At 73.5% G+C, this 21,966-nt stretch carries 21 protein-coding genes; 13 read left to right on the top strand and 8 right to left on the bottom strand.

Going from position 1 to position 21,966, the window contains the following annotated elements; translation table 11 throughout:
* Nucleotides 1-27 precede the first annotated feature (27 nt).
* Nucleotides 28-774 (top strand): SDR family NAD(P)-dependent oxidoreductase, encoded by a 747-nt coding sequence (locus tag IG94_RS0101160; protein WP_031029517.1) that lies wholly within the window; start codon nt 28-30, stop codon nt 772-774.
* Nucleotides 771-1,841: a threonine aldolase family protein gene (locus IG94_RS0101155; RefSeq protein WP_031029515.1), complete on the top strand. Its 1,071-nt coding sequence runs from the start codon at nt 771-773 to the stop codon at nt 1,839-1,841. The genes IG94_RS0101160 and IG94_RS0101155 overlap by 4 nt, the downstream gene beginning before the upstream one ends.
* A 67-nt stretch (nt 1,842-1,908) precedes the next feature.
* On the opposite strand, the gene IG94_RS0101150 is transcribed toward IG94_RS0101155, so the two are convergent.
* Nucleotides 1,909-2,637 carry a lysophospholipid acyltransferase family protein gene (locus tag IG94_RS0101150; protein ID WP_031029511.1) on the bottom strand — a complete coding sequence of 243 codons (729 nt, stop codon included), beginning with the start codon at nt 2,635-2,637 and terminating at the stop codon, nt 1,909-1,911.
* Nucleotides 2,638-2,935: 298 nt separating this feature from the next.
* Here IG94_RS0101150 and IG94_RS0101145 point away from each other — a divergent pair, with 298 nt between their 5' ends.
* The 5 genes from IG94_RS0101145 to IG94_RS0101125 all read left to right on the top strand — a co-directional run bounded on the left by IG94_RS0101145 (nt 2,936) and on the right by IG94_RS0101125 (nt 7,455).
* The gene (locus tag IG94_RS0101145) at nt 2,936-3,280 is read left to right on the top strand and encodes a TlpA family protein disulfide reductase (RefSeq protein WP_031029508.1); all 345 of its coding nucleotides are present in this window, start codon (nt 2,936-2,938) and stop codon (nt 3,278-3,280) included.
* A gap of 160 nt (nt 3,281-3,440) precedes the next feature.
* Nucleotides 3,441-3,950, top strand: coding sequence for a flavin reductase family protein (locus tag IG94_RS0101140; protein WP_031029506.1), 510 nt, complete (start codon nt 3,441-3,443; stop codon nt 3,948-3,950).
* 220 nt (nt 3,951-4,170) lie between these two features.
* Entirely contained in the window at nt 4,171-4,959 is a 789-nt protein-coding gene (locus IG94_RS0101135; protein ID WP_031029504.1) for an electron transfer flavoprotein subunit beta/FixA family protein, read from the top strand.
* Nucleotides 4,960-5,014: 55 nt separating this feature from the next.
* On the top strand, nt 5,015-5,977 hold the full coding sequence (locus IG94_RS0101130) for an electron transfer flavoprotein subunit alpha/FixB family protein (RefSeq protein ID WP_031029502.1): 963 nt from the start codon (nt 5,015-5,017) through the stop codon (nt 5,975-5,977).
* Nucleotides 5,978-6,156: 179 nt separating this feature from the next.
* The gene (locus tag IG94_RS0101125; protein WP_031029500.1) at nt 6,157-7,455 is read left to right on the top strand and encodes a DUF6986 family protein; all 1,299 of its coding nucleotides are present in this window, start codon (nt 6,157-6,159) and stop codon (nt 7,453-7,455) included.
* Here IG94_RS0101125 and IG94_RS0101120 read toward each other — a convergent pair.
* Complete coding sequence (locus tag IG94_RS0101120) at nt 7,436-8,305, bottom strand: hypothetical protein (protein WP_051159462.1); 870 nt, start codon at nt 8,303-8,305, stop codon at nt 7,436-7,438. The genes IG94_RS0101125 and IG94_RS0101120 overlap by 20 nt on opposite strands.
* Nucleotides 8,306-8,482: 177 nt before the next feature.
* A complete protein-coding gene (locus tag IG94_RS0101115) occupies nt 8,483-9,550 on the bottom strand; it encodes a LacI family DNA-binding transcriptional regulator (RefSeq protein WP_195888712.1) in 1,068 nt (355 codons plus the stop codon).
* Between the two features lie 397 nt (nt 9,551-9,947).
* Here IG94_RS0101115 and IG94_RS0101110 point away from each other — a divergent pair, with 397 nt between their 5' ends.
* From IG94_RS0101110 to IG94_RS0101100, 3 genes are all read left to right on the top strand, one after another.
* Nucleotides 9,948-10,901, top strand: coding sequence for an ROK family protein (locus IG94_RS0101110; protein WP_031029494.1), 954 nt, complete (start codon nt 9,948-9,950; stop codon nt 10,899-10,901).
* A gap of 157 nt (nt 10,902-11,058) precedes the next feature.
* Complete coding sequence (locus tag IG94_RS0101105) at nt 11,059-11,253, top strand: hypothetical protein (RefSeq protein ID WP_031029491.1); 195 nt, start codon at nt 11,059-11,061, stop codon at nt 11,251-11,253.
* Between the two features lie 158 nt (nt 11,254-11,411).
* A complete protein-coding gene (locus IG94_RS0101100) occupies nt 11,412-12,455 on the top strand; it encodes an NUDIX hydrolase (protein WP_031029488.1) in 1,044 nt (347 codons plus the stop codon).
* 78 nt (nt 12,456-12,533) lie between these two features.
* On the opposite strand, the gene IG94_RS0101095 is transcribed toward IG94_RS0101100, so the two are convergent.
* Nucleotides 12,534-13,889 (bottom strand): dipeptidase, encoded by a 1,356-nt coding sequence (locus IG94_RS0101095; RefSeq protein WP_031029485.1) that lies wholly within the window; start codon nt 13,887-13,889, stop codon nt 12,534-12,536.
* A gap of 149 nt (nt 13,890-14,038) precedes the next feature.
* Here IG94_RS0101095 and IG94_RS0101090 point away from each other — a divergent pair, with 149 nt between their 5' ends.
* The 3 genes from IG94_RS0101090 to IG94_RS0101080 all read left to right on the top strand — a co-directional run bounded on the left by IG94_RS0101090 (nt 14,039) and on the right by IG94_RS0101080 (nt 17,413).
* On the top strand, nt 14,039-15,337 hold the full coding sequence (locus IG94_RS0101090) for a geranylgeranyl reductase family protein (RefSeq protein ID WP_031029482.1): 1,299 nt from the start codon (nt 14,039-14,041) through the stop codon (nt 15,335-15,337).
* A 166-nt stretch (nt 15,338-15,503) separates the two neighbouring features.
* The gene (locus IG94_RS0101085; protein WP_107060384.1) at nt 15,504-16,751 is read left to right on the top strand and encodes a sensor histidine kinase; all 1,248 of its coding nucleotides are present in this window, start codon (nt 15,504-15,506) and stop codon (nt 16,749-16,751) included.
* Nucleotides 16,748-17,413 (top strand): response regulator transcription factor, encoded by a 666-nt coding sequence (locus IG94_RS0101080; RefSeq protein WP_031029478.1) that lies wholly within the window; start codon nt 16,748-16,750, stop codon nt 17,411-17,413. The genes IG94_RS0101085 and IG94_RS0101080 overlap by 4 nt, the downstream gene beginning before the upstream one ends.
* A gap of 117 nt (nt 17,414-17,530) precedes the next feature.
* Here IG94_RS0101080 and IG94_RS0101075 read toward each other — a convergent pair whose 3' ends face one another.
* The 4 genes from IG94_RS0101075 to IG94_RS0101060 form a co-directional block, all read right to left on the bottom strand.
* Nucleotides 17,531-18,271: a maleylpyruvate isomerase family mycothiol-dependent enzyme gene (locus IG94_RS0101075; RefSeq protein WP_031029476.1), complete on the bottom strand. Its 741-nt coding sequence runs from the start codon at nt 18,269-18,271 to the stop codon at nt 17,531-17,533.
* Nucleotides 18,272-18,378: 107 nt separating this feature from the next.
* Complete coding sequence (locus IG94_RS0101070; RefSeq protein ID WP_031029473.1) at nt 18,379-19,569, bottom strand: MFS transporter; 1,191 nt, start codon at nt 19,567-19,569, stop codon at nt 18,379-18,381.
* 148 nt (nt 19,570-19,717) lie between these two features.
* Nucleotides 19,718-21,097: a GH1 family beta-glucosidase gene (locus IG94_RS0101065; RefSeq protein WP_031029471.1), complete on the bottom strand. Its 1,380-nt coding sequence runs from the start codon at nt 21,095-21,097 to the stop codon at nt 19,718-19,720.
* A 40-nt stretch (nt 21,098-21,137) separates the two neighbouring features.
* A complete protein-coding gene (locus IG94_RS0101060) occupies nt 21,138-21,965 on the bottom strand; it encodes a carbohydrate ABC transporter permease (RefSeq protein WP_031029467.1) in 828 nt (275 codons plus the stop codon).
* Nucleotide 21,966: the final 1 nt, after the last annotated feature.

Below are 21,966 nucleotides of genomic sequence, written 5' to 3'. Positions count from 1 at the left end.
AGCCGGCCGGCCCGGGAGGCGAGGACCATGGGGAACGGGGCGCTGGACGGCGCGGTGATCGCGGTGGCGGGGGCGGGCGGACCCGCCGGACGGGCGGCGCTGCTGCGGCTCGCCGAGGCGGGCGCGACCGTGGTCGGCGCGGACAACGACCCGGAGCGGCTGGCCGAGTCGGTGGACGCGGCGCGCTACGCCCACGGCGGAGCCACCGTCACCGGCGAGACCGTCGACCTGCTCGACCTCGACTCCACCCGGGCCTGGGCCGACCGCACCGAGGAGGAGTTCGGCCGGGTCGACGGCATGGTCCACCTCGTCGGCGGCTGGCGCGGCAGCCAGACCTTCACCAAGACCGACCTCGGCGACTGGGACCTGCTGGAGAAGCTGCTCATCCGCACCGTGCAGCACACCTCCCTCGCCTTCCACGAGGCGCTCCAGCGCAGCGACCGCGGCCGCTACGTCCTGGTCAGCGCCGCCGGCGCGAGCAGGCCCACCGCGGGCAACGCCGCCTACTCGGCCGCCAAGGCAGCCGCCGAGGCGTGGACGCTCGCGATGGCGGACTACTTCCGCAAGGCCGGGGGTGAGCAGGGGCCCGCATCGGCGGCTGCGATCCTGGTGGTCAAGGCGTTGGTGCACGACGCGATGCGCGCCGAGCGCCCCAACGCGAAGTTCGCGGGCTTCACGGACGTGCGTGACCTCGCCGAGGCCGTCGCCGGAGTCTGGGACAAGCCCGCCGCAGAAGTGAACGGAAACCGTCTGTGGCTGACCGAGAAGCCGTGAACCCACCGAAGACCGACGCGCGTCGCCACCACGACCCCGAGGTCCGCGGTTTCGCCAGCGACAACTACGCCGGCGCCCACCCGGAGGTGCTCGCCGCGCTGGCCCTGGCCAACGGCGGGCACCAGATCGCCTACGGCGAGGACGAGTACACCGAGAACCTCCAGCGCGTGATCCGCAGCCACTTCGGCGCGAGCGCCGAGGCGTTCCCGGTGTTCAACGGCACCGGTGCCAACGTCGTGGCGCTCCAGGCGGTCACCGACCGCTGGGGCGCGGTGATCTGCGCCGAGAGCGCGCACATCAACGTCGACGAGGGCGGCGCCCCCGAGCGGGTGGGCGGCCTCAAGCTGCTCACCGTCCCCACCCCGGACGGCAAGCTCACGCCCGACCTGATCGACCGGCAGGCGTACGGCTGGGACGACGAGCACCGCGCGATGCCGCAGGTCGTCTCGATCACCCAGAGCACCGAACTCGGCACCCTCTACACCCCGGACGAGATCCGCGCGATCTGCGAGCACGCCCACGCCCACGGCATGCGGGTGCACCTGGACGGTTCCCGGATAGCCAACGCCGCCGCCTCCCTGGACGTGCCCATGCGCACGTTCACCAACGCGGTCGGCGTCGACCTGCTCTCCCTGGGCGGCACCAAGAACGGCGCCCTGTACGGAGAGGCGGTCGTCGTCCTCGACCAGGACGCGGTGCGCCGCATGAAGCACCTGCGCAAGCTGTCCATGCAGCTCGCCTCCAAGATGCGCTTCGTGTCCGTGCAGTTGGAGGCGCTGCTCGCCAAGGACCTGTGGCTGCGCAACGCCCGCCACTCCAACGAGATGGCCCGGCGTCTGGCCGAGGGCGTGCGCGCCGTGCACGGCGTGGAGATCCTCTACCCGGTACAGGCCAACGCCGTTTTCGCACGCCTGCCGCACGAGGTGAGCGAGCGTCTGCAGAAGCGGTTCCGCTTCTACTTCTGGGACGAGACCGCCGGTGACGTGCGCTGGATGTGCGCCTTCGACACCACCGAGGACGACGTCGACGCGTTCGTGGCGGCGCTCAAGGAGGAGATGGCGCGCTGACAAGGAGGAGACGGCGCGCCGAGGGGCCCGCCCCTCGCGCCCGCACCCTCCCGGCTGCGCGCGGTTCTCAGTGTGCCTGGGCCGCGCGCACCTGTTCCGGCGTCGGAGCCGTGCCGCCGAGGTGGGCCGGCATCCACCAGGTGTCCTCGGCTCCCTTCGGGCGTACCGGATACGCGCGCTGCGCCGCCTCCAGCAGCTCCTGCACCCGCTCGCGCAGCCGGCGGGTGATGGCGCCCGCGTACTGCTCGCGGGAAGCCTCGATCGCCTCGCCGACCCGGATGGTGATGGGGGTGTGACTGCGCTTGAAGTTGCGCGGGTGGCCCTTGGTCCACAGCCGCTGGGTGCCCCACAGCGCCATCGGCACCAGCGGTACGTTGGCCTCCTGGGCCAGCCGCGCCGCACCCGACTTGAAGCCCTTCAGCGTGAAGGACTCCGAGATGGTCGCCTCCGGGAAGACGCCGACCACCTCTCCCGACCTCAGCGAGTCCAGGGCGTGCGCGTAGGCGGCCTCACCCTGCTTGCGGTCCACCGGGATGTGCTTCATGCCGCGCATCAGCGGACCCGAGATGCGGTGCCGGAAGACCGACTCCTTCGCCATGAAGCGCACCAGCCGCTTCTGCGGCAGGGCCGCCAGGCCGTCGAAAACGAAGTCCAGGTAGCTGATGTGGTTGCTCACCAGCACGGCGCCGCCCTCGCGCGGGATGTGCTCCGAACCCTGGCAATCGATCTTGAGATCCCACGCCTTGAACAGGGTGCGGGCGAGACCGATGACCGGACGGTAGACGAGTTCTGCCATGGGCGGGTCGGACCCTTCCTTGTCAGCCTGGGAAGGGGGGCTCCCAGTCGAAAGTTACGCAGCCGTAGGTTTACGGCTTGTCGCAGATCGTGCCCCAAGAACGGCCGGTGTACCAGCCTTGGTGCCCGGCCGTGGCGAGATCCTCATCACTCGGCCGGCGGAATCATGGCCGAAAAACGCCGGTGCGGTGGGAATCTTCGGCGTACCGCGGGCGCTGCATCCAAAGACGACCGACCCGGGCGCGTGCTTACGCACGCCCGGCGAGTGCCGCGGTGGCGGCGGGACGGGAGGCGCGCGGGTGCGCGGGCAGGGTGAGGGGCGGCCGGGGACTCCCGGTTCACGGCTCGGCGCGGCCGACCTCGGCGCGGAACTCGGCGCCCGCGCGACGCTCGTCCAGTTCTCCAGCGCCTTCTGCGCCCCCTGCCGGGCCACCCGCAGGGTCCTGGGCGAGGTGGCCGGCATGGTCCCCGGCGTCGCCCATGTCGAGATCGACGCCGAGGCCCGCCTGGAACTCGTCCGCACCCTCGACGTCCGGAAGACCCCGACGGTGCTCGTGCTCGACGCCGCGGGCCGCGTGGTACGGCGTGCCACGGGCCCGCCGCGCCGGGCGGACGTGATCGCGGCGCTCGGGGAGGCCGTGTGACCACTGCCACACCGCGGATGAGGCGTCCTCCACAGCTCCCGAGGTCCGGCAGGCGGTTGACTGGAACGGCTGCCTGCACCGTGCGCCACGCGCCATCGCCCGCCCGTACGCCCCGCAAGCGGTCCCGGGGTCCGATCACGACGCAGAAGGACATCCCGTTATGACGGCCACGCCCGATCTCGCCGCCTCCCGGACCGCCGCCGACGCCCTGCTGCGGTCCGTCTTCCGTCAGCACGCCGCGGGGGTCGCCGTGATCACCGCGCGCGGTGATCACGGTCCGGCCGGTTTCACGGCCACGTCCCTCGCCTCCGTCTCCGCCGCCCCGCCGCTGCTCTCCTTCGGCATCGGCACCGGATCCTCCAGCTGGCCCGCCGTGTCCGCCTCCGAGTACGTCGGAGTGCATCTGCTCGGCGACCACCAGGAGGAGCTGGCGACCACGTTCGCCCGCAGCGGCGCGGACCGCTTCGCCGCCCCCACCGCCTGGCGCGAGGGCCCGCACGGGGTGCCCGTGCTGGACGGCGTCCTCGCCTGGCTGGTGTGCCGCGTCGTCGGCCGGGTGCCCGCCGGGGACCACCGCATCGTGCTCGCCCAACTGCTCGTCGGCGACTGTGCGGGCATGGGTAGCCCTCTCCTCTACCACCAGGGCCGGTACAACGGCCTGCGCGACTGACCACCGCCCGGGCCACCGCTGCGGGGGCGTCGGGTTCCGGTTACGCTGCGTTGCGAAGGTCACAGTTCAAAGCGCTTGCTCAGCGGGCAGGAACTGGGTGTACTGACGAGTAATATTCCGGTGCGGAACGCAGGTCGCCCCGACCGGGATCGGCCGCTTGGGGCGCCTATGCTGCCTGCAAGAGGCAGCACAGAAATGTCGACGCAGTAGGAGAGCCGGCGTGAGCTTGAGGATCGTTGTCACTGTGAAGTACGTGCCCGACGCCACTGGCGACCGGCACTTCGCCGATGACCTGACCGTCGACCGGGACGACGTGGACGGTCTGCTCTCCGAGTTGGACGAGTACGCCGTCGAACAGGCGCTGCAGATCTCCGAGAATTCCGACGACGACGTGGAGATCACCGTCCTGACGGTGGGCCCCGAGGACGCCAAGGACGCCCTGCGCAAGGCGCTGTCCATGGGTGCGGACAAGGCGATCCACGTCGAGGACGACGACCTGCACGGCACCGATGCGATCGGCACCTCCCTGGTCCTGGCCAAGGCGGTCGAGAAGGCCGGTTACGACCTGGTCGTCTCCGGCATGGCCTCCACCGACGGCACTATGGGCATCGTGCCGGCGCTGCTCGCCGAGCGCCTGGGCGTGCCGCAGGTGACGCTGCTGTCCGAGGTCTCCGTCGAGGGCGGCACGGTCAAGGGACGCCGGGACGGCGACTCCGCCACCGAGCAGCTGGAGGCCTCCCTGCCGGCGGTCGTGTCCGTCACCGACCAGTCGGGCGAGGCGCGTTACCCCTCCTTCAAGGGCATCATGGCGGCCAAGAAGAAGCCGGTCGAGTCCTGGGACCTGTCCGACCTCGAGATCGACGAGGACGAGGTCGGTCTGGAGAACGCCTACACGGTCGTGGAGTCGGCCGCCGAGCGTCCGGCGCGGTCCGCGGGCACGATCGTCAAGGACGAGGGCGAGGGCGGCAAGCAGCTCGCCGAGTTCCTCGCGGGCCAGAAGTTCGTCTGAGGCCCCGCCGCCCCCACCGCCCCTCATCTTTCGCAAGCAGGAGAGAAGAAGTCCCATGGCTGAAGTTCTCGTCTACGTCGACCACGTGGACGGTGCCGTCCGCAAGCCGACCCTGGAGCTGCTGACGCTGGCCCGCCGCGTCGGCGAGCCCGTCGCCGTCGCCCTCGGCAACGGCGCCGGTGACACCGCCGCCGCTCTCGCCGAGCACGGCGCGGTGAAGGTCCTCACCAGCGAGGCCGCCGAGTACGCCGACTACCTCGTCGTCCCGAAGGTCGACGCCCTCCAGGCCGCCGTCGGGCAGGTGTCCCCGGCCGCGGTCCTCGTCCCCTCCTCGGCCGAGGGCAAGGAGATCGCCGCCCGCCTCGCGCTGCGCCTGGGCTCGGGCATCATCACGGACGCCGTCGACCTGGAGGCCGGCGACGAGGGCCCGGTGGCCACCCAGTCGGTGTTCGCCGCCGCCTTCTCCACCAAGTCCCGCGTGTCCAAGGGCACTCCGGTCATCACCGTCAAGCCCAACAGCGCCGCCGTCGAGCCCGCCCCGGCCGCCGGCGCGGTCGAGGCCCTGGCGGTCACCTTCTCCGACGCCGCCACCGGCACGAAGGTCACCGGGCGCACGCCGCGCGAGTCGACCGGCCGCCCCGAGCTGACCGAGGCCGCGATCGTCGTCTCCGGCGGCCGCGGCGTCAACGGCGCCGAGAACTTCGCGATCATCGAGGCGCTCGCCGACTCGCTCGGCGCGGCCGTCGGCGCCTCGCGCGCCGCGGTGGACGCGGGCTGGTACCCGCACACCAACCAGGTCGGCCAGACCGGCAAGTCCGTCTCGCCGCAGCTCTACATCGCCTCCGGCATCTCCGGGGCCATCCAGCACCGGGCCGGCATGCAGACCTCCAAGACGATCGTGGCGATCAACAAGGACGCCGAGGCCCCGATCTTCGAGCTGGTCGACTACGGCGTCGTCGGCGACCTCTTCGACGTCGTCCCCCAGCTCACCGAGGAAGTCAAGACCCGCAAGGGCTGAACCTTCCCGGACCGGCCGGGCCGATCCGCATGCCGAGGCCCCCGCGACCGTCAGTGGACGTCGCGGGGGCCTCGGCGTGTGCGCAGGATGGTGTTGACCGGCGAGGGACCGCCAGATAACTTCGCTCTACGGATAAGTGATTCCGGAAAGCGGAAAAGCGAATACCAGGAGGGTGTGGGATGGGGCAGCAGGAGAAGGTGGCGACCAGCCTCGCGGGCGCGGTGGGCGAGGAGATCAGCGCCTCCCTCGCGCCGGTGGACGCGGAGTTGGAGCGCCGCTACCCCGGAGACCCGGGCACCCGCCAGCCCGTCCACACCGTCTACGTCCCCGGTGACGCCTACGCCGCCGACACCGTCCGCTCCTGGGGCGACCGCGCTCTCGCCGCCCTCGACGAACACGCCCCCGACGCCGCGTCCCTCGCCGCCGTCCTCGGTCTCGCCGACGACCTCGCGGAGCCGGTGTACGCCCGCGTACGCGCCAAGCTGGAGCGCGAGCCGATCGAGGACCTGCGGATCGACTTCGAGGACGGCTACGGGGGCCGCACGGACGCCGAGGAGGACGAGGCCGCCGCCCGCGCGGCCCGGCTGACCGCCGAGGCGTACAAGCGGGGCACGGCGGCCCCGTACACGGGCATCCGTATGAAGTGCATGGAGGCTCCGGTGCGCGCCCGGGGCATCCGCACGCTCGACGTCTTCCTCAGCGGCCTGGTGGAGGCCGGCGGGCTGCCGGACGGGCTCGTCCTCACCCTGCCGAAGGTGACGTACCCCGAGCAGGTCACCGCCATGGTGCGGCTCCTCGAGGCGTTCGAGAAGGCGCGGGGTCTGGAGGCCGGCCGGATCGGGTTCGAGATCCAGATCGAGACCAGCCAGTCGATCCTCGCCGCCGACGGCACCGCCACCGTCGCCCGCCTGATCCAGGCCGCCGAGGGCCGCGCCACCGGCCTGCACTACGGCACCTTCGACTACAGCGCGTGCCTCGGCGTCTCCGCCGCCCACCAGGCCAGTGACCACCCGGCCGCCGATCACGCCAAGGCGGTCATGCAGGTCGCCGCCGCCGGCACCGGCGTACGCGTGTCGGACGGCTCCACCAACGTCCTGCCGGTCGGTCCGACGCCGAAGGTCCACGACGCCTGGCGCCTGCACTACGGTCTCACCCGCCGTGCGCTCGCCCGCGCCTACTACCAGGGCTGGGACATGCACCCCGGCCACCTGCCCACCCGCTACGCGGCCGTCTTCGCCTTCTACCGCGAGGGCTTCGAGCAGGCCGCCGCCCGCCTCGCCCGGTACGCGAACCGCACCGGCGGCGACGTCATGGACGAGCCCGCCACCGCCAAGGCCCTCAGCGGTTACCTGCTGCGCGGTCTGGACTGCGGCGCCCTCGACATCGGCGAGGTCGCCCGGCTGACCGGCCTGACCCGCGCCGACCTGGAGTCCTTCTCGGCGCCGCGCCGCGGCGACCTCACGGCGTCGGCCCAGTAGGTCCTGCCGACGGCGGCCGGGCCCCGGCGAACGGATCGTCGGGCCCGCCGCCCACGTACCGTTCCAGGCCGGACGCCGTCACCCGCTCCTCCTCCAGGAACAGCCGCGTCCCCCGGTCGCACAGCCGCCGGTCGGCCCGCGCCCGCGCGCAGAACTCGTCGGGCGTCGTCCCGAACAGCGCCCGCAGCCGCGCGGACCCGTGCAGCAACCCGGCGATCAGGGGCCGCTGCTCTCCCGGATGCCGCCGCGGTGCCCCGGTCCCGGTGCCGTCGTGCAGGACACCGTGGCGGTTGACGTACGCGTACGCGCCCGGCAGCACCGAGCCGTCACCCGGCTCCACCCGCACGTCGGGCGCGGGCAGCCAGGCGCGGTCGAAGTTGCCGCCCGCCACGGGCACGCCCTCGCTCGCGTCGACGACCGCGAGCTGTTCGGCGTCCAGCCACAGGACGAACAGCTCCCGTACGGCGCCGGGTGCGGCCACCGGCGACGCGGACACGTAGCCCATGCGGCTCACGTGCGCCGAGACGCCGATGCCGAGACCCGTGACCCGCGACCTGACCATCGGGACGGGCGAGCCGATGCCGAACTCCGCCATCTTGTGCCGCAGTTGGCCCGGACTCGCGTTCGAGCCGATCGCGAGCACCGGGACCCGGCCGCCCCCGTCGTCGTGCACCGCACCGGCCAGCGGCAGCAGCCGGTCCCCGTCCAGCAGCCCGGACTCCCGGGGCCACGCGCCCGGGTACAGCAGTGGCTCCTCCCGCGGCACCCCGGCGAGCCCGAGCGCCTCCAGCGTCCGGTCCTCGCCGGGCGGGCGCTCGGGGCCCCGGTCCCGCTCCGAGGGTCGTGACACGGTTCTCCTCCCTGAAGGTGGGGGTGGCGGGTGTCCGCGCGGTGGCCGCCCGGACACCGGGGGAACGGGCGGGGCCCGGTCCGGCACGGGGCCCGGGATGAGCGACGACGCCGGTGCCGTCCCCCCTGCGGGTGTCGTGCCCGCTGTCCGTGCAGGACCGATGTGTCGCGGTCCGGCTCAGTGCGCCGGAGGCAGCTCGCCCGAGCCCCGGGTGACGAGCCTGGTCGGCAGTTCGATGCGCTCGGGGGCGAGCAGCGTGCCGTCCAGTTGCCGGAAGAGGCGTTCGGCGGCGGTGCGGCCGAGGGCGGCGGCGTCCTGGGCGACCACGGTGACACCGGGCCGGAGCAGGTCGGCCAGCTCGATGTCGTCGAAGCCCACGAGGGCGGCGCCCGGCGGGTGCTCGGCGAGGACCCGGACCACGGTGACCGTCACCCGGTTGTTGCCGGTGAAGATCGCGGTGACCGGCCGCGGACCGGCGAGCATCTCCTCGGCGGCCCGGCGCACCCGCTCCGGGTCGGTGACGCCCAGGGACATCCAGGAGCCCTGCACCGTTATGCCGGCGTCCTCCATCGCGGCCCGGTAGCCGCGCAGGCGCTCGGCGGCGGTGTGGATGCGGGGCATGTCGCCGATGAAGCCGATCCTGCGGTGGCCGTGCGCGATCAGGTGGGCCACGCCGTCGCGTGCGCCGCCGAAGTTGTCGGAGACCACCACGTCCGCGTCGATCTGCCCCGCCGGACGGTCCACGAACACCGTGGCGACGCCCGCCTTCACCTCGGGCTCCAGATACCGGTGGTCGTCCCCGGCGGGGATCACCACCAGGCCGTCCACCCGGCGCGCGCACAACGCCAGTACCAGTTCCTGCTCGCGCTCCGGGTCCTCCGCGCTGGAGCCGTTGATCAGCAGGGCGCCGTGGGCGCGGGCCACCTCCTCCACGGCCCGGCTGAGCGGCCCGTAGAACGGGTCGGCGAGATCCTCCAGGACCAGCCCGATACTGGCGGTGCGGCCCTTGCGGAGCACCCGGGCGCTGTCGTTGCGGCGGAAGCCGAGGGCGTCGATGGCCTCCTGGACGCGGCGCTCGGTCTCCGGGGTGACCCCCGGCTCCCCGTTGACCACCCGGGAGACGGTCTTGAGACCGACACCGGCCCGCGCGGCGACGTCCTTCATGGTGGGGCGATTTCCGTAACGGTTCCCGGGGGTGCGGGCCGCGCGGCGGGTCGTGTCGGGCACGATGCGGTGTCCTGTCATGTCGTCCACGGGTGTGCGTCGGCTCCTGTTGTCCGCGGGGGATGTGTCGGTCATGGGGTTGTATGAGGATGTGGCGTCGAGCATAGAGCCTGGACAACGTTGTCAGATGCGGGAGACACTGTCCGGTGCACTATCGGTCCTCGTCCCCCAGGGCCTGTCCGACGATTCCCGCCCGCCTCGCGACGCCGTGCACGCACTCTCGCCGCCCCGGGCACCGACCACGTACAACCAGTACACCGGTCGGCGCCCGGCACGCCGAGAGCACGCACCCGACGCCGCGGGGCCGCCCTCCGGGCGGCGGCGGGAATGGTCGGAGAGGCCCTGGGCGGGAGCGGTCCGCTGCGCGCCCTGGGTACGTCATTTTCCGCTTTCGGTCCGACGGGGAGATCCGACTCTGATGCACACCGACCTCGTGGCAGCGCTGGACATCGGCGGCACCAAGATCGCCGGCGCGCTGGTGGACGGCGACGGCCGCATCCAGGCGCGCGCCCAGCGTGCGACCCCTGCCCGGGAGGACGGCGACACGGTGATGGGCGCCGTCGAGGCCGTGCTCGCGGAGCTGACCGCGTCGCCGCTGTGGGGGCGGGCCACGGCCGTCGGCATCGGCAGCGCGGGCCCGGTGGACGCCTCCGCCGGCACCGTCAGCCCGGTGAACGTGCCCGGCTGGCGCGACTACCCGCTGGTCCGGCGGGTCCGGGCCGCCGCCGGTGACCTGCCCGTGGAGCTGATCGGCGACGGAGTGGCCATCGCGGCGGCCGAGCACTGGCACGGCGCCGCCCGCGGGCACGACAACGCGCTCTGCATGGTCGTCTCCACGGGTGTGGGCGGCGGTCTGGTGCTGGGCGGCAGGCTGCACCCCGGACCGACCGGCAACGCGGGCCACATCGGCCACATCAGCGTCGACCTGGACGGCGACCCCTGCCCGTGCGGGGCGCGCGGATGCGTGGAGCGCATAGCGAGCGGCCCCAACATCGCCCGCCGGGCCCTGGAGGCCGGCTGGCTGCCGGGTCCGGACGGGGACGCCTCCGCCGCCGCGGTCGCCGCCTCCGCCCGTCTCGGCGACCCCGTCGCCGTCGCCTCCTTCGAACGCGCCGCGCAGGCCCTGGCCGCGGGCATCGCCGCGACCGCGACCCTCGTGGAGATCGACATCGCCGTGGTCGGCGGGGGTGTCGGAAAGGCGGGCGACGTGCTCTTCGCGCCGCTGCGCAAGGCCCTGACCGACTACGCGACCCTCTCCTTCGTCCGGCGCCTCGCGGTCGTCCCCGCCCAGACGGGCACGGACGCCGGCCTGGTCGGGGCGGCCGCGGCGGCCCTCACGAGGACGCCGGGCGCCCGGACGGCGCACGTCTGAGCCGCGGGCGGTACGGGCCCCGGGTTCCGGACGGCGCACGTCTGAGCCGCGGGCGGTACGGGTCCGGGTTCCGGACGGCGCGCGTCCGGGCCGCGGTCGGCGCGGGCTCGCGCGGCCGTACCCGTAACTCCCGGGCCGCCGCGTAGTTGAAAGGGGCATGAAAAAGCGCAGCATGCTCGCCCTCGCGTCCCTCGCCACCGGTTTCGTCGTCGCGGCCGTCACCCCGTCCCACGCCGCGCCGAGCGAGCTACCGCTCGGTCTGGACCTGCAGGACACCGTCAGCACCGTGCAGGACACCGTCGCCACCGACAGCCTGACCCTGGACGAGGGCTCCCTCGGACAGCTCGGCTGAGCCCTCCCCGCGTCCCACCCGCACCACCCGGACCGCACGGCGCCGGTGCCCCTTCCACGGGGGCGCCGGCGCCGCTGTCGTAGGTCCTCAACTGGACCTGGTTTCCGTGGCAGGGTGAAGCGGGCAAGCCACAGGGGGCCAACAGAAGAGGGGGACCTGTGACCGTCGTCTGGATCAACGGCGCGTTCGGTGCGGGAAAGACCACCACCGCACGGGAACTGATCGACCTGATCCCGAACAGCACACTCTTCGACCCCGAGGTCGTCGGCGGGGCGCTCGCGCAGTTGCTGCCGCCCAAACGCCTGGCCGAGGTGGGCGACTTCCAGGACCTGCCGATCTGGCGGCGCCTGGTGATCGACACGGCGGCCGCGATGCTCGCCGACCTCGGCGGGACCCTCGTGGTGCCGATGACCCTGCTGCGCCAGGAGTACCGGGACGAGATCTTCGGTGGCCTCGCCGCCCGCCGGATCGATGTCCGCCATGTCCTGCTGGCTCCGGCCGAAACGATCCTGCGGGAGCGGATGGCGAGACGCGAGATACCCGACGGTCTGCCGGACGACGGGATACGGTTCCGGCAGTGGTCCCACGACCACCTCGAGCCCTACCGTTCGGCCCTCGCCTCCTGGCTCACCGCCGACGCGCATCCGGTCGACACCGGTGCCCTCACCCCGCGCGAGGCCGCGGCGCGGGTGGCCGAGGCCGTCGGCACCGGCGCCGTGCCGGCCTGCGGAATCGTGCAGACCCCGGAACCGACCGGCGAGACGGTCGCCGCCGGCGTCCTGCTCTTCGACGAGCAGGACCGGGTCCTGCTCGTCGACCCCACCTACAAGCCCGGCTGGGAGTTCCCCGGCGGCGTCGTCGAACCCGGCGAGGCACCGGCCAGGGCCGGCGTCCGCGAGGTCGCCGAGGAGACCGGCATCCGCCTCGACGACGTACCGGCGCTGCTGGTCGTCGACTGGGAGCCGCCCGCGCCCCCCGCCTACGGAGGGCTGCGGATGCTCTTCGACGGCGGCCGGCTCGGTTCCGCCGGCGCCGGCCGGGTCCTGCTGCCCGGGGCCGAGCTGCGCGCCTGGCGCTTCGTCACCGAGGACGAGGCCGCCGACCTGCTGCCCCCGGTGCGCTACGAGCGGCTGCGCTGGGCGCTCAGGGCCCGGGAGCGCGGTGCCGCGCTCTATCTGGAGGCGGGCACCCCGGTCGGCTGACGCCGTGCGGCGGCCGGTGGCCGAGCGCCGAGCCGACCCGGCACCGCGTCCGGCCCGGCCACCGCGCCTGCTCCCGGCTCAGCTCGCCGCGTAATTGAGCAGGAAGTGCGCCTCGGCCACCGACAGCCGCTCCAGCTCCTCGGGGGACACGCTCTCGTTGACGGCGTGGATCTGGGCGTCCGGCTCGCTCAGCCCGATGAGCAGGATCTCCGCCTGCGGATACAGCGCCGCGAGGGTGTTGCACAGCGGGATGGAGCCGCCCTGACCGGCGTACTGCATCTCCTCGCCGGGGTACGCCACGGCCATCGCGTCCGCCATGGCCCGGTAGGCCGGGCTGGTGGTGTCGGCGCGGAACGCCTGGCCCTGGCCGATCTGCTCCACGTCGACCCGGGCACCCCACGGCGTCCGAGCCTCCAGGTGGGCCCGGAGCAGCTTGGTGGCCGCGGTCGCGTCCACGCCCGGCGGCAGCCTGAGGCTCACCAGTGCCCGCGCGCTCGCCTGCACGGACGGCGTGGCGCCCACGACCGGCGGGCAGTCGATGCCGAGCACCGTGACGGCCGGCCGCGCCCAGACGCGGTCGGCGACCGTGCCGGAGCCGATCAGCTCCACGCCGTCCAGGACCCGCGCGTCCCGGCGGAACTGCTCGTCGTCGTAGGCCAGCCCCTCCCACACGCTGTCCGCCGCCAGCCCGTCCACGGTCGTCGAGCCGTCCTCGGCCCGCAACGAGTCCAGTACGCGGATCAGGGCGGCCAGCGCGTCGGGTGCCGCGCCGCCGAACTGGCCGGAATGCAGGTTGCCTTCGAGCGTGTCGACCCGCACCCGGAGCATCGTCATGCCGCGCAGCGTGGCGGTCACCGTCGGCAGGCCGACGCGGAAGTTGCCCGTGTCGCCGATGACGACGGTGTCCGCCGCCAGCAGCTCGGGGTGCGCCTCGGCGTACCGCTCCAGACCGCCCGTGCCCTGCTCCTCCGAGCCCTCGGCTATCACCTTGACGTGCACCGGCACGCCGCCGTTCGCCTTCAGGGCGCGCAGCGCCAGCAGGTGCATGATCACGCCGCCCTTGCAGTCGGCGGCCCCGCGCCCGTACCAGCGGCCGTCGCGCTCGGTCAGCTCGAAGGGCGGGCTGACCCAGGCCGCCTCGTCCAGCGGCGGCTGCACGTCGTAGTGGGCGTAGAGCAGCACCGTCTTCGCGCCCTCGGGGCCGGGCAGGTACCCGTACACCGACTGCGTGCCGTCCGGGGTGTCGAGCAGGGCCACGTCCTGGAAACCCTCGGCGCGCAGGGCCGCCGCCGTCCACTCGGCGGCACCCACGCTCTCGCTGCGCGGGAACTGTTCGAAGTCGGCCACCGACCTGAAGGCCACCAGCGCGGCGAGTTCCTCCTTCGCGCGGGGCATCAGCGAGGCGACGGTCTCGGCGACCGGATTGGACGACATGGGCACGCTCCTTGTGGGTGCGACGTTGTACCAAGGAGTACTTGGATGAAATGAATGGGCCGATCCTCCCACAGTGGCCTGCGGCGATGCCCGCCGTAGGATGCGGGGGTCAGGTGCGGCATGCGGTTTGATCGGAGCAGTAGACCATCGTGAGCAGCGAGAACTCTTCGGCGGGCGACGCGCGTCAGGTCTGGGACGTGGTCGTGGTGGGCGCGGGACCCGCGGGGGCCTCGGCCGCCTACGCGGCGGCGGTCGCGGGGCGGCGCGTGCTGTTGCTGGAGAAGGCGGAGCTGCCCCGCTACAAAACATGTGGCGGCGGCATCATCGGACCCTCGCGCGACACCCTCCCGCCCGGCTTCGAACTGCCCTTCCGGGACCGCGTACACGCCGTCACCTTCTCGAACAACGGACGTTTCACCCGGACCCGGCGCTCCCGCCAGATGCTGTTCGGCCTGATCAACCGGCCCGAGTTCGACCAGCAGCTCGTCGAGCACGCCCAGAAGGCGGGCGCCGAGCTGCGCACCGGGGCGACGGTCACGCGTGTGGAGCAGCACGGGTCGGCGGTGCCGGACCGGCGTACGGTCGCCGTCGTCCTCCAGGGCGGCGAGACGGTGCTGGCCCGCGCCGTCGTCGGCGCGGACGGCAGCGCCAGCCGGATAGGCGCGCACGTCGGGGTCAAGCTGGACCAGGTCGACCTCGGCCTGGAGGCGGAGATCCCGGTGCCCGAGACGGTCGCCGACGACTGGAAGGGGCGGGTGCTCATCGACTGGGGGCCGCTGCCCGGCAGTTACGGCTGGGTGTTCCCCAAGGGCGACACGCTCACGGTCGGGGTGATCTCGGCGCGCGGCGAGGGAGCGGCGACCAAGCGGTACCTGGAGGACTTCGTCGGCCGGCTCGGGCTCGCCGGCTTCGAGCCGAGCATCTCCTCCGGGCACCTGACGCGCTGCCGCGCCGACGACTCGCCGCTGTCGCGCGGCCGGGTCCTGGTGTGCGGGGACGCGGCCGGGCTCCTGGAGCCGTGGACCCGCGAGGGCATCTCCTTCGCGCTGCGGTCGGGCCGGCTCGCCGGCGAGTGGGCGGTGCGGATCGCCGAGTCCCACGACGCCGTGGACGCCCGCAAGCAGGCTCTGAACTACGCCTTCGCCATCAAGGCCGGGCTGGGTGTCGAGATGAGCGTCGGCAAGCGGATGCTGGCGGTCTTCGAGCGCCGGCCCGGGCTCTTCCACGCGGCGCTGACCGGATTCCGGCCCGCCTGGAAGGCGTTCAAGGACATCACCCAGGGGTCGACGACGCTGGGCGAGCTGGTCCGCGGACACCCGCTGGCGCAGCGGGCGCTGGCCGCGATGGACCGCCGTCCCGCGGGCGGCGAGGACACGGCGCCCTCCGCTCCCGCGGACACGGTGCCCGCCACCGCACCGGCCCGCGCCGACGACGAGGCGGGTGCCTGAGCCTCGGGGCCCCAATGCCCCAATGCCCCAAGGCTCCCAAGGCTCCGAGGCCCGGATGGGTCCCCGCGGAACCGACGGGCGCGGCGGGCGTACTTCCCCGGGAGTACGTGTGATCACTACGCGCGGGTGACGCCGCCACCGGCAGCCGGCGTCTAGCGTGGCGGCCATGGACGCGAAGCGTGGGCGCGGGGGAGGGCAGCCCCGGTGGCGGCGGCACGGGCCCCCGCGGTGGGACCGGTGGGGCGACGAGGAGCGCCGTCACCGGTGGCCCTGGCGCTCCACGGTGCTGGTCACGGCGTTCGTCCTGGTCGGCACGGGCTTCGCCGCCCACGCCCAGGAGGGCGAGCGGTCCGCGCCCGACCCCTTCGCGCACGCGCTGCTGTTCGTCACCGGCGCCGCCCTGCTGTGGCGGCAGCGGTACCCGGTGCCGGTCGTGTTCGGCACGGCGGTCACCACCCTGGTCTACCTGGGCGCCGGATACCCCTACGGGCCGGTGTTCCTGGCCGTCGCGGTGGCCTGCTTCAGCGCCGTCGTCGCCGGGCACCGCCGGGCCGCGTGGACCGCGATGGGCGTGCTGTGGGCCGGGCACGCACTGGTCGCGCACTGGCTCTACCGGTGGCTGCCGCCGTCCGGGGACTCGGCCGCGTCCTGGGGGCAGGAGGCCGTGATCGCCACCTGGGTGGTCGCGATCGCGGCCCTGTCCGAGCTGGCCCGGGTCCGGCGCGAGCAGTGGGCGCGCATGCGTGCCGAGCGGATCCGGGCGGCGAGACGCCGGGCGGACGAGGAGCGGCTGCGGATCGCCAGGGAGTTGCACGACGTCCTCGCGCACAGCATCTCCGTCATCAACGTGCAGGCGGGCGTCGGACTCGCCCTCCTCGACACGGACCCCGAGCAGGCACGCACCGCGCTCACGACCATCAAGGCCCAGAGCAAGGAGGCGCTCGGCGAGGTGCGCACGGTCCTCGACACCCTGCGCACCCCCGGCGACGCGCCCCGCGCCCCGGCCCCCGGCCTCGACCGGCTGCCCGAACTGGTCGAGCAGGCGGCAGCCGCGGGTCTGACCGTCGAGGTCGAGGGGGAGGTGCCGCGCCTGTCGCCCGGTACCGGCCTGGCCGTGTTCCGCATCGTCCAGGAGGCGCTCACCAACGTGGTACGGCACTCGGGTTCCCGGCACGCGCGCGTACGCCTCGGCCGGGAGGGCGGCACGCTGCGGCTGTGCGTCGACGACGACGGACCGGCGACGGGGACCGACGCGGGCGGCAGCGGCAACGGGCTGGCGGGGATGCGGGAGCGGGCGGCGGCGCTGGGCGGCACCATCGAGGCGGGCCCGCGCCCGGACGGCGGGTTCCGGGTGCTCGCGACCCTGCCGGCCGACGTCGGGCACGGTACGCGTCCGGAGGAGGAGGACCGGTGATCCGCGTACTGCTCGCCGACGACCAGTCACTGGTGCGGGCCGGCTTCCGCGCGCTGCTGGACGCGCAGCCGGACATCGAGGTGGTCGCGGAGGCCGCCGACGGGGAGCGGGCGGTACGCACCGTCCGCGAACTGCGTCCCGACGTCGTCCTGATGGACATCCGCATGCCCGTGCTGGACGGCCTCGCGGCGACCCGCCGGATCACCGGCGACGACGGGCTGCGGGACGTGCGGGTCGTCATGCTCACCACGTTCGAACTCGACGAGTACGTCTTCGAGGCGATCCGCTCCGGCGCCTCCGGCTTCCTGGTCAAGGACACCGAACCCGACGAACTCCTGCGCGCCGTGCGGGCGGTGGTGGACGGCGACGCACTGCTCTCGCCGGGGGTGACCCGGCGCCTGATCGCCGAGTTCGCGGCCCGCTCCAAGGAACCCGCGGCCCTGCCGGAGCTGGCCCGGCTGACCGAGCGGGAGCGCGAGGTGATGGCCCTGGTCGGCATCGGCCTGTCCAACGAGGAGATCGCCCGCCGCCTGGTCGTCAGCCCGCTGACCGCCAAGACCCACGTCAGCCGCACGATGGTGAAGCTGGGAGCCCGCGACCGGGCTCAACTCGTCGTGCTCGCCTACGAGTCCGGACTGGTCCGGCCGGGCTGGCTCGGCTGACGGGCCCCGCCGTCGTGCCGACGAGAACCCACCGGACCGGGACCGCTCCCGCGCCGACGAGAACCACTGGGCGGGTTCCGCTCCCGCGCCGACGAGGACCCACCGGACCGGTTCCGCTCAACGCCACGTGACGCCCGACCGCTCGCGCCACAGGGCCGCGAGCGAGGCGTCGCCGTGCACCGTCGGGAACGCGCGGCGGTTCCAGAGAGCCGGGTAGAGCACCGCGGCCGGCCCGGTCACCTCGCAGTGGGCGCCCCCGGTGCCGTCCCGTTCCGTCACGGGCGGCTGCGCGGAGAGCCGTACGGTCCACACGGCGTCCGGGACGTCCGTCGCGCGCACCCGCAGCGTGCGGGGCCCGTCGGTGCGCACGGCGCTCTTCGGGCGGGTGTGGAAGGCGCACAGCAACTCGTCGATGCCGTCCACCGCGAAGTCCGAGCCGATGCCGGTGGGTACGCCGCCCGCGGCCGCCTCGGCGTCGAGCCGGTGCACGGTCGTCTCGTGAGCCTGCCGCCGCGCCCAGAAGGCCAGTGGGGACGGCGCGGGCAGGAAGTGCCAGCACCGTACGTCGGGGGAGGCGCCGGCGAGGGTGTCGACGAGCCGTCCGTGCCCCTCCCGGAACCAGGCCAGGAGCGGAGCGCCGTCCAGGTCGGGCAGGGGGCCGCCGGGCCGGGGTCCGGTGTACCCCTCCGCGACGAACGCCGTCGCCCAGCGGTGCACCATCCCCGTGTGCCGCAGCAGGTCCCGTACCCGCCAGGCGGGGCAGGTCGGCACCTCGGCGTCGCCGCCCGCGGCCTCGGCCGCCGCGGCCAGCAACGCCCCTTCGCGGTCCAGCGTCTCGACGTACGCGGTGGTCTGCATGGCAGGGAGTGTGCCGGACGGGGCGGGTGGGAGAACAGGGTCCCGGGCGGGTCGGGGACGGGGCGGAACTCCGGACGGGGCGGAACCCCGGTCGGGCGGTGGCCGGCTCAGGCGGGAACCGTCGCGCGGCGGGTCGCGACCGCGACCAGCACCGCCACCGCCGCGAGGACCGCCACGCTGGTGAGCGCGGCGGGCAGCGAGAACCAGTCGGCCATGAAGCCGATCGCGGGCGGTCCGAGCAGCATCCCGCCGTAGCCCAGGGTGGACGCGGTCGCCACGCCGCTCGGTCCGCCCAGCGCACCGGCCCGCTCGATCGCGACCGGGAAGATGTTGGCGAGCCCGAGCCCGGTGATCGCGAAGCCGAACAGGGCCGCCCACACGGACGGGGCGAGCGCACCGGTCAGCATCCCGGCCACCGCCGTGGTGCCGCCCGCCACCACCGTGGCCGTCCGGCCGAGGCGTTCGAGCAGCGTCGTCCCGGTCAGCCGGCCGACGGTCATGGCGAGGGCGAAGCAGGAGTACCCCGCCGCCGCCAGGCCCGGGGACGCGTCGAGGTCCTGCTCCAGGTGCAGGGCGCCCCAGTCGGCCATGGCGCCCTCGCCGTAGGCCGTGCACAGGGCGATCAGGCCGAAGGTGACGACGAGGCGACGGGTCCGGCGGTCCGGGCGGCGCCCGGCACCCTCCTTCTCCGCGGCGCCCTCCTCCTCGGCGGCGCGCTCGGCCGGCGCGAGGGGCTCGATGCGCAGCAGAACGCGGCCGGCGACGAGGGTGACCAGCAGCCCCGTCACGGTGAGCGCGAGCAGGTGCCGCGTCGGCGACAGCGAACCGGCGACCAGGCCGCCCAGCCCGGCGCCCACCATGCCGCCGAGGCTGAACGCGGCGTGGAAGCTCGGCATGATGGGGCGCCGCAGCTCGGCCACCAGGTCGACGGCGGCGCTGTTGAAGGCGACGTTGATCCCGCCGTAGGCGCTGCCGAAGACGAGCAGGACGGCGCCGAGGGCGAGCGCCGAGTGGGTGAGCGGGGGCAGGGCGATGCTGAGGCAGAGCAGGACCGCGCAGGCGACGGTGACGCGGTGGCTGTCGTAGCGCCGGACCAGCCGTCCGGTGAGCGTCATGGTGACGACGGCGCCGGCCGACACCCCGAGCAGGGCCAGCCCGAGGGCACTGGCGGAGGCGCCGGTCTGTTCCTTGATGGCGGGGATCCGGACCACCCACCCGGCGAACACGAAGCCGTCGAGGGCGAAGAAGGCGGTCAGGGCGGCACGGAGGCGGGTGAGGTCGTCGCGTCGGCCCGGCACGGCGCTGTGCGATCGGGCTTTGTTTATTTGCGGCACAAAGTCAGGCTAGGCTCGGTGCGGAAGCGGGGCAAGGCCCGTGGGCCGCCGGGAGACCGGGCGGAACCCGGACCCCGCGAAGGGGCCGGGCTCCGCTCAGCCGCTCGGCCCCTCAGCCGCGGTTCGCGGCGATCATCTCCCGGTACCAGCGGTAGCTGTCCTTCGGCGTGCGCTCCTGCGTGTCGTAGTCGACCCGCACGATGCCGAAGCGCTTGTCGTAGCCGTACGCCCACTCGAAGTTGTCCAGCAGCGACCACACGTAGTACCCGCGCACGTCCACGCCCGCGTCGATCGCGGACTTCAGGGCGGTGAGGTGGTCGTGCAGGTAGGCCACGCGGTCGGTGTCGTGCACCGCGCCGTCGGCGGCGGGCGCGTCGTCCTCCGCCGAGCCGTTCTCCGTGATGTGGACCGGCGGGAGGGCGTCGCCGTACTGCTGCTTCAGCGCCACCAGGAGATCGGTGAAGCTGTCCGGGACGACCGGCCAGCCCATCGCGGTCTCCCGGACGCCGGGGAGACGGACCTCCTGGTAGCGGTTGTCCGTCGCCACCCGCCGGGCCGGGTCGCTCTCGCGGTGCGGGGCGTCGGCGACCACGATCGGGCGGTAGTAGTTGACGCCGAGGAAGTCCAGCGGCTGGGAGATCAGTTCCAGGTCGCCGTCCTGCCGGAAGTCCGCCCCGGTGATCAGCTCGCCCCAGGTCTCCTCCTCCGCGGCCGGGTAGCGGCCCGCGAGGATCGGCTCGGTCCACACCAGGTTGTGCTGGGTGTCGGCGCGCACCACCGCGGCCAGGTCGGCGGCGGAGTCGGTGGCCGGCAGGTTGCGGTCCAGGTTGAGCGTGACGCCCACCTCGCGCACCCCGGCCGCGCGCAGCGCCTTCACCGCCAGCCCGTGACCGACCAGGAGGTGGTGGGCGGCGGCCAGCGCGCCCCGGCCCTCCTTGGCGCCGGGGGCGTGCCGGCCGACGGAGTAGCCGAGGAAGGAGCTGCACCACGGTTCGTTGAGGGTGATCCAGCGCGGCACCCGGTCGCCCAGGTGCTCGGCGACCACGGCCGTGTACTCGGCGAACCGCTCCGCCGTCTCCCGTACCCGCCAGCCTCCCCGGTCCTCCAGGGCCTGCGGAAGGTCCCAGTGGTACAGGGTGGCGGCCGGCTCGATGCCCGCCGTCAGCAGCTCGTCGACCAGGCGGGAGTAGAAGTCGAGGCCCTTCCGGTTCACCGGGCCCGAACCGTCCGGGACGATACGCGGCCAGGCGATCGAGAAGCGGTAGGAGTGCACGCCGAGGTCGCGCAGCAGTGCCACGTCCTCGGGGTAGCGGTGGTAGTGGTCGCAGGCCACGTCACCCGTGTCGCCGTTCGCCACCAGGCCCGGGGTGTGGCTGTAGGTGTCCCAGATCGACGGGCCGCGGCCGTCCTCCTGGGCCGCGCCCTCGATCTGGTACGAGGCGGTCGCGGCGCCGAGGACGAAGCCGGGCGGGAAGCCGGGGTAGTCGCTCATACTGTGCTGCTCATCTCCGTTTGTACGAGGTGTACGGGGTTCACTTGACGGAACCGCCGGTGATCCCGGCGGCGATGTACTTCTGGGCGAGGACGAGAAGGATCGCGGCGGGCACCGCCGACAGCACGGACGCGGCCATCACCGAGCCCCAGTCGCCGACGTGCGCGCCGATGTACTGGTAGATACCCAGAGTGATGGGCTTGACGTCGTCGGTCGTGTTCAGGGTGAGCGCGAACATGAAGTCGCTCCACGCGAAGAGGAACGCGAAGAGCCCCGACGTGATCAGCGAGTTGCGGCTCATCGGCAGCACCACCCGCACGAACGTCCGCACGGGCCCGGCCCCGTCGATCTGCGCGGCCTCGATCACCTCGCCCGGGATCGACACCATGAAGGAGCGCATCAGCACGATGGAGAACGGTATGCCCAGCGAGGCGTCCGCCAGCATGAGGCCGAAGTAGGAGTTGACCAGGCCCAGGTCGACGTAGGAGTTGTAGAGCGCGTTGGCGATGACGATGCCCGGCACCATCTGGGTGATCAGCGTGCCGAAGACGATCGTGCGCGAGCCGCGCAGTCCGAACCGGGCGAGCCCGTACGCGGCCGGTGCCGAGACCGCCAGGCAGATGGCGACCGCGCCGAGCGAGACCGCCAGCGAGGTCAGCAGATGCCCGCCCTGGTCGGTGACCGCCTTGGAGAACCCGGACAGGTCCAGGCCGCCCGGCACCGGGTCGACCTGGAGCAGCCCCGAGTCGGGCTGGAGCGCGGTGTTGAGCATCCAGTACAGCGGGAACAGCATCACGCACAGGATCAGAACGCCGGCGACGGTGGAGCCCCAGCGGCGCCGCGAGGCGGTGGGAGTGTGGGAGGCCATG

This window comes from Streptomyces olivaceus (genome assembly GCF_000721235.1).
GTDB lineage: Bacteria > Actinomycetota > Actinomycetes > Streptomycetales > Streptomycetaceae > Streptomyces > Streptomyces olivaceus.
This window is presented reverse-complemented; position numbering and strand designations above follow the sequence as displayed.

What these genes read in the sequence shown, in the direction of transcription:
- IG94_RS0101160 (WP_031029517.1), top strand. Translation starts at nt 28, where the DNA reads ATGGGGAACGGGGCGCTGGACGGCGCGGTGATCGCGGTGGCGGGGGCG.
- IG94_RS0101150 (WP_031029511.1), bottom strand. Translation starts at nt 2,637, where the DNA reads ATGGCAGAACTCGTCTACCGTCCGGTCATCGGTCTCGCCCGCACCCTG.
- IG94_RS0101140 (WP_031029506.1), top strand. Translation starts at nt 3,441, where the DNA reads ATGACGGCCACGCCCGATCTCGCCGCCTCCCGGACCGCCGCCGACGCC.
- IG94_RS0101130 (WP_031029502.1), top strand. Translation starts at nt 5,015, where the DNA reads ATGGCTGAAGTTCTCGTCTACGTCGACCACGTGGACGGTGCCGTCCGC.
- IG94_RS0101125 (WP_031029500.1), top strand. Translation starts at nt 6,157, where the DNA reads ATGGGGCAGCAGGAGAAGGTGGCGACCAGCCTCGCGGGCGCGGTGGGC.
- IG94_RS0101115 (WP_195888712.1), bottom strand. Translation starts at nt 9,550, where the DNA reads ATGACAGGACACCGCATCGTGCCCGACACGACCCGCCGCGCGGCCCGC.
- IG94_RS0101110 (WP_031029494.1), top strand. Translation starts at nt 9,948, where the DNA reads ATGCACACCGACCTCGTGGCAGCGCTGGACATCGGCGGCACCAAGATC.
- IG94_RS0101105 (WP_031029491.1), top strand. Translation starts at nt 11,059, where the DNA reads ATGAAAAAGCGCAGCATGCTCGCCCTCGCGTCCCTCGCCACCGGTTTC.
- IG94_RS0101095 (WP_031029485.1), bottom strand. Translation starts at nt 13,889, where the DNA reads ATGTCGTCCAATCCGGTCGCCGAGACCGTCGCCTCGCTGATGCCCCGC.
- IG94_RS0101085 (WP_107060384.1), top strand. Translation starts at nt 15,504, where the DNA reads ATGGACGCGAAGCGTGGGCGCGGGGGAGGGCAGCCCCGGTGGCGGCGG.
- IG94_RS0101075 (WP_031029476.1), bottom strand. Translation starts at nt 18,271, where the DNA reads ATGCAGACCACCGCGTACGTCGAGACGCTGGACCGCGAAGGGGCGTTG.
- IG94_RS0101065 (WP_031029471.1), bottom strand. Translation starts at nt 21,097, where the DNA reads ATGAGCGACTACCCCGGCTTCCCGCCCGGCTTCGTCCTCGGCGCCGCG.
- IG94_RS0101060 (WP_031029467.1), bottom strand. Translation starts at nt 21,965, where the DNA reads ATGGCCTCCCACACTCCCACCGCCTCGCGGCGCCGCTGGGGCTCCACC.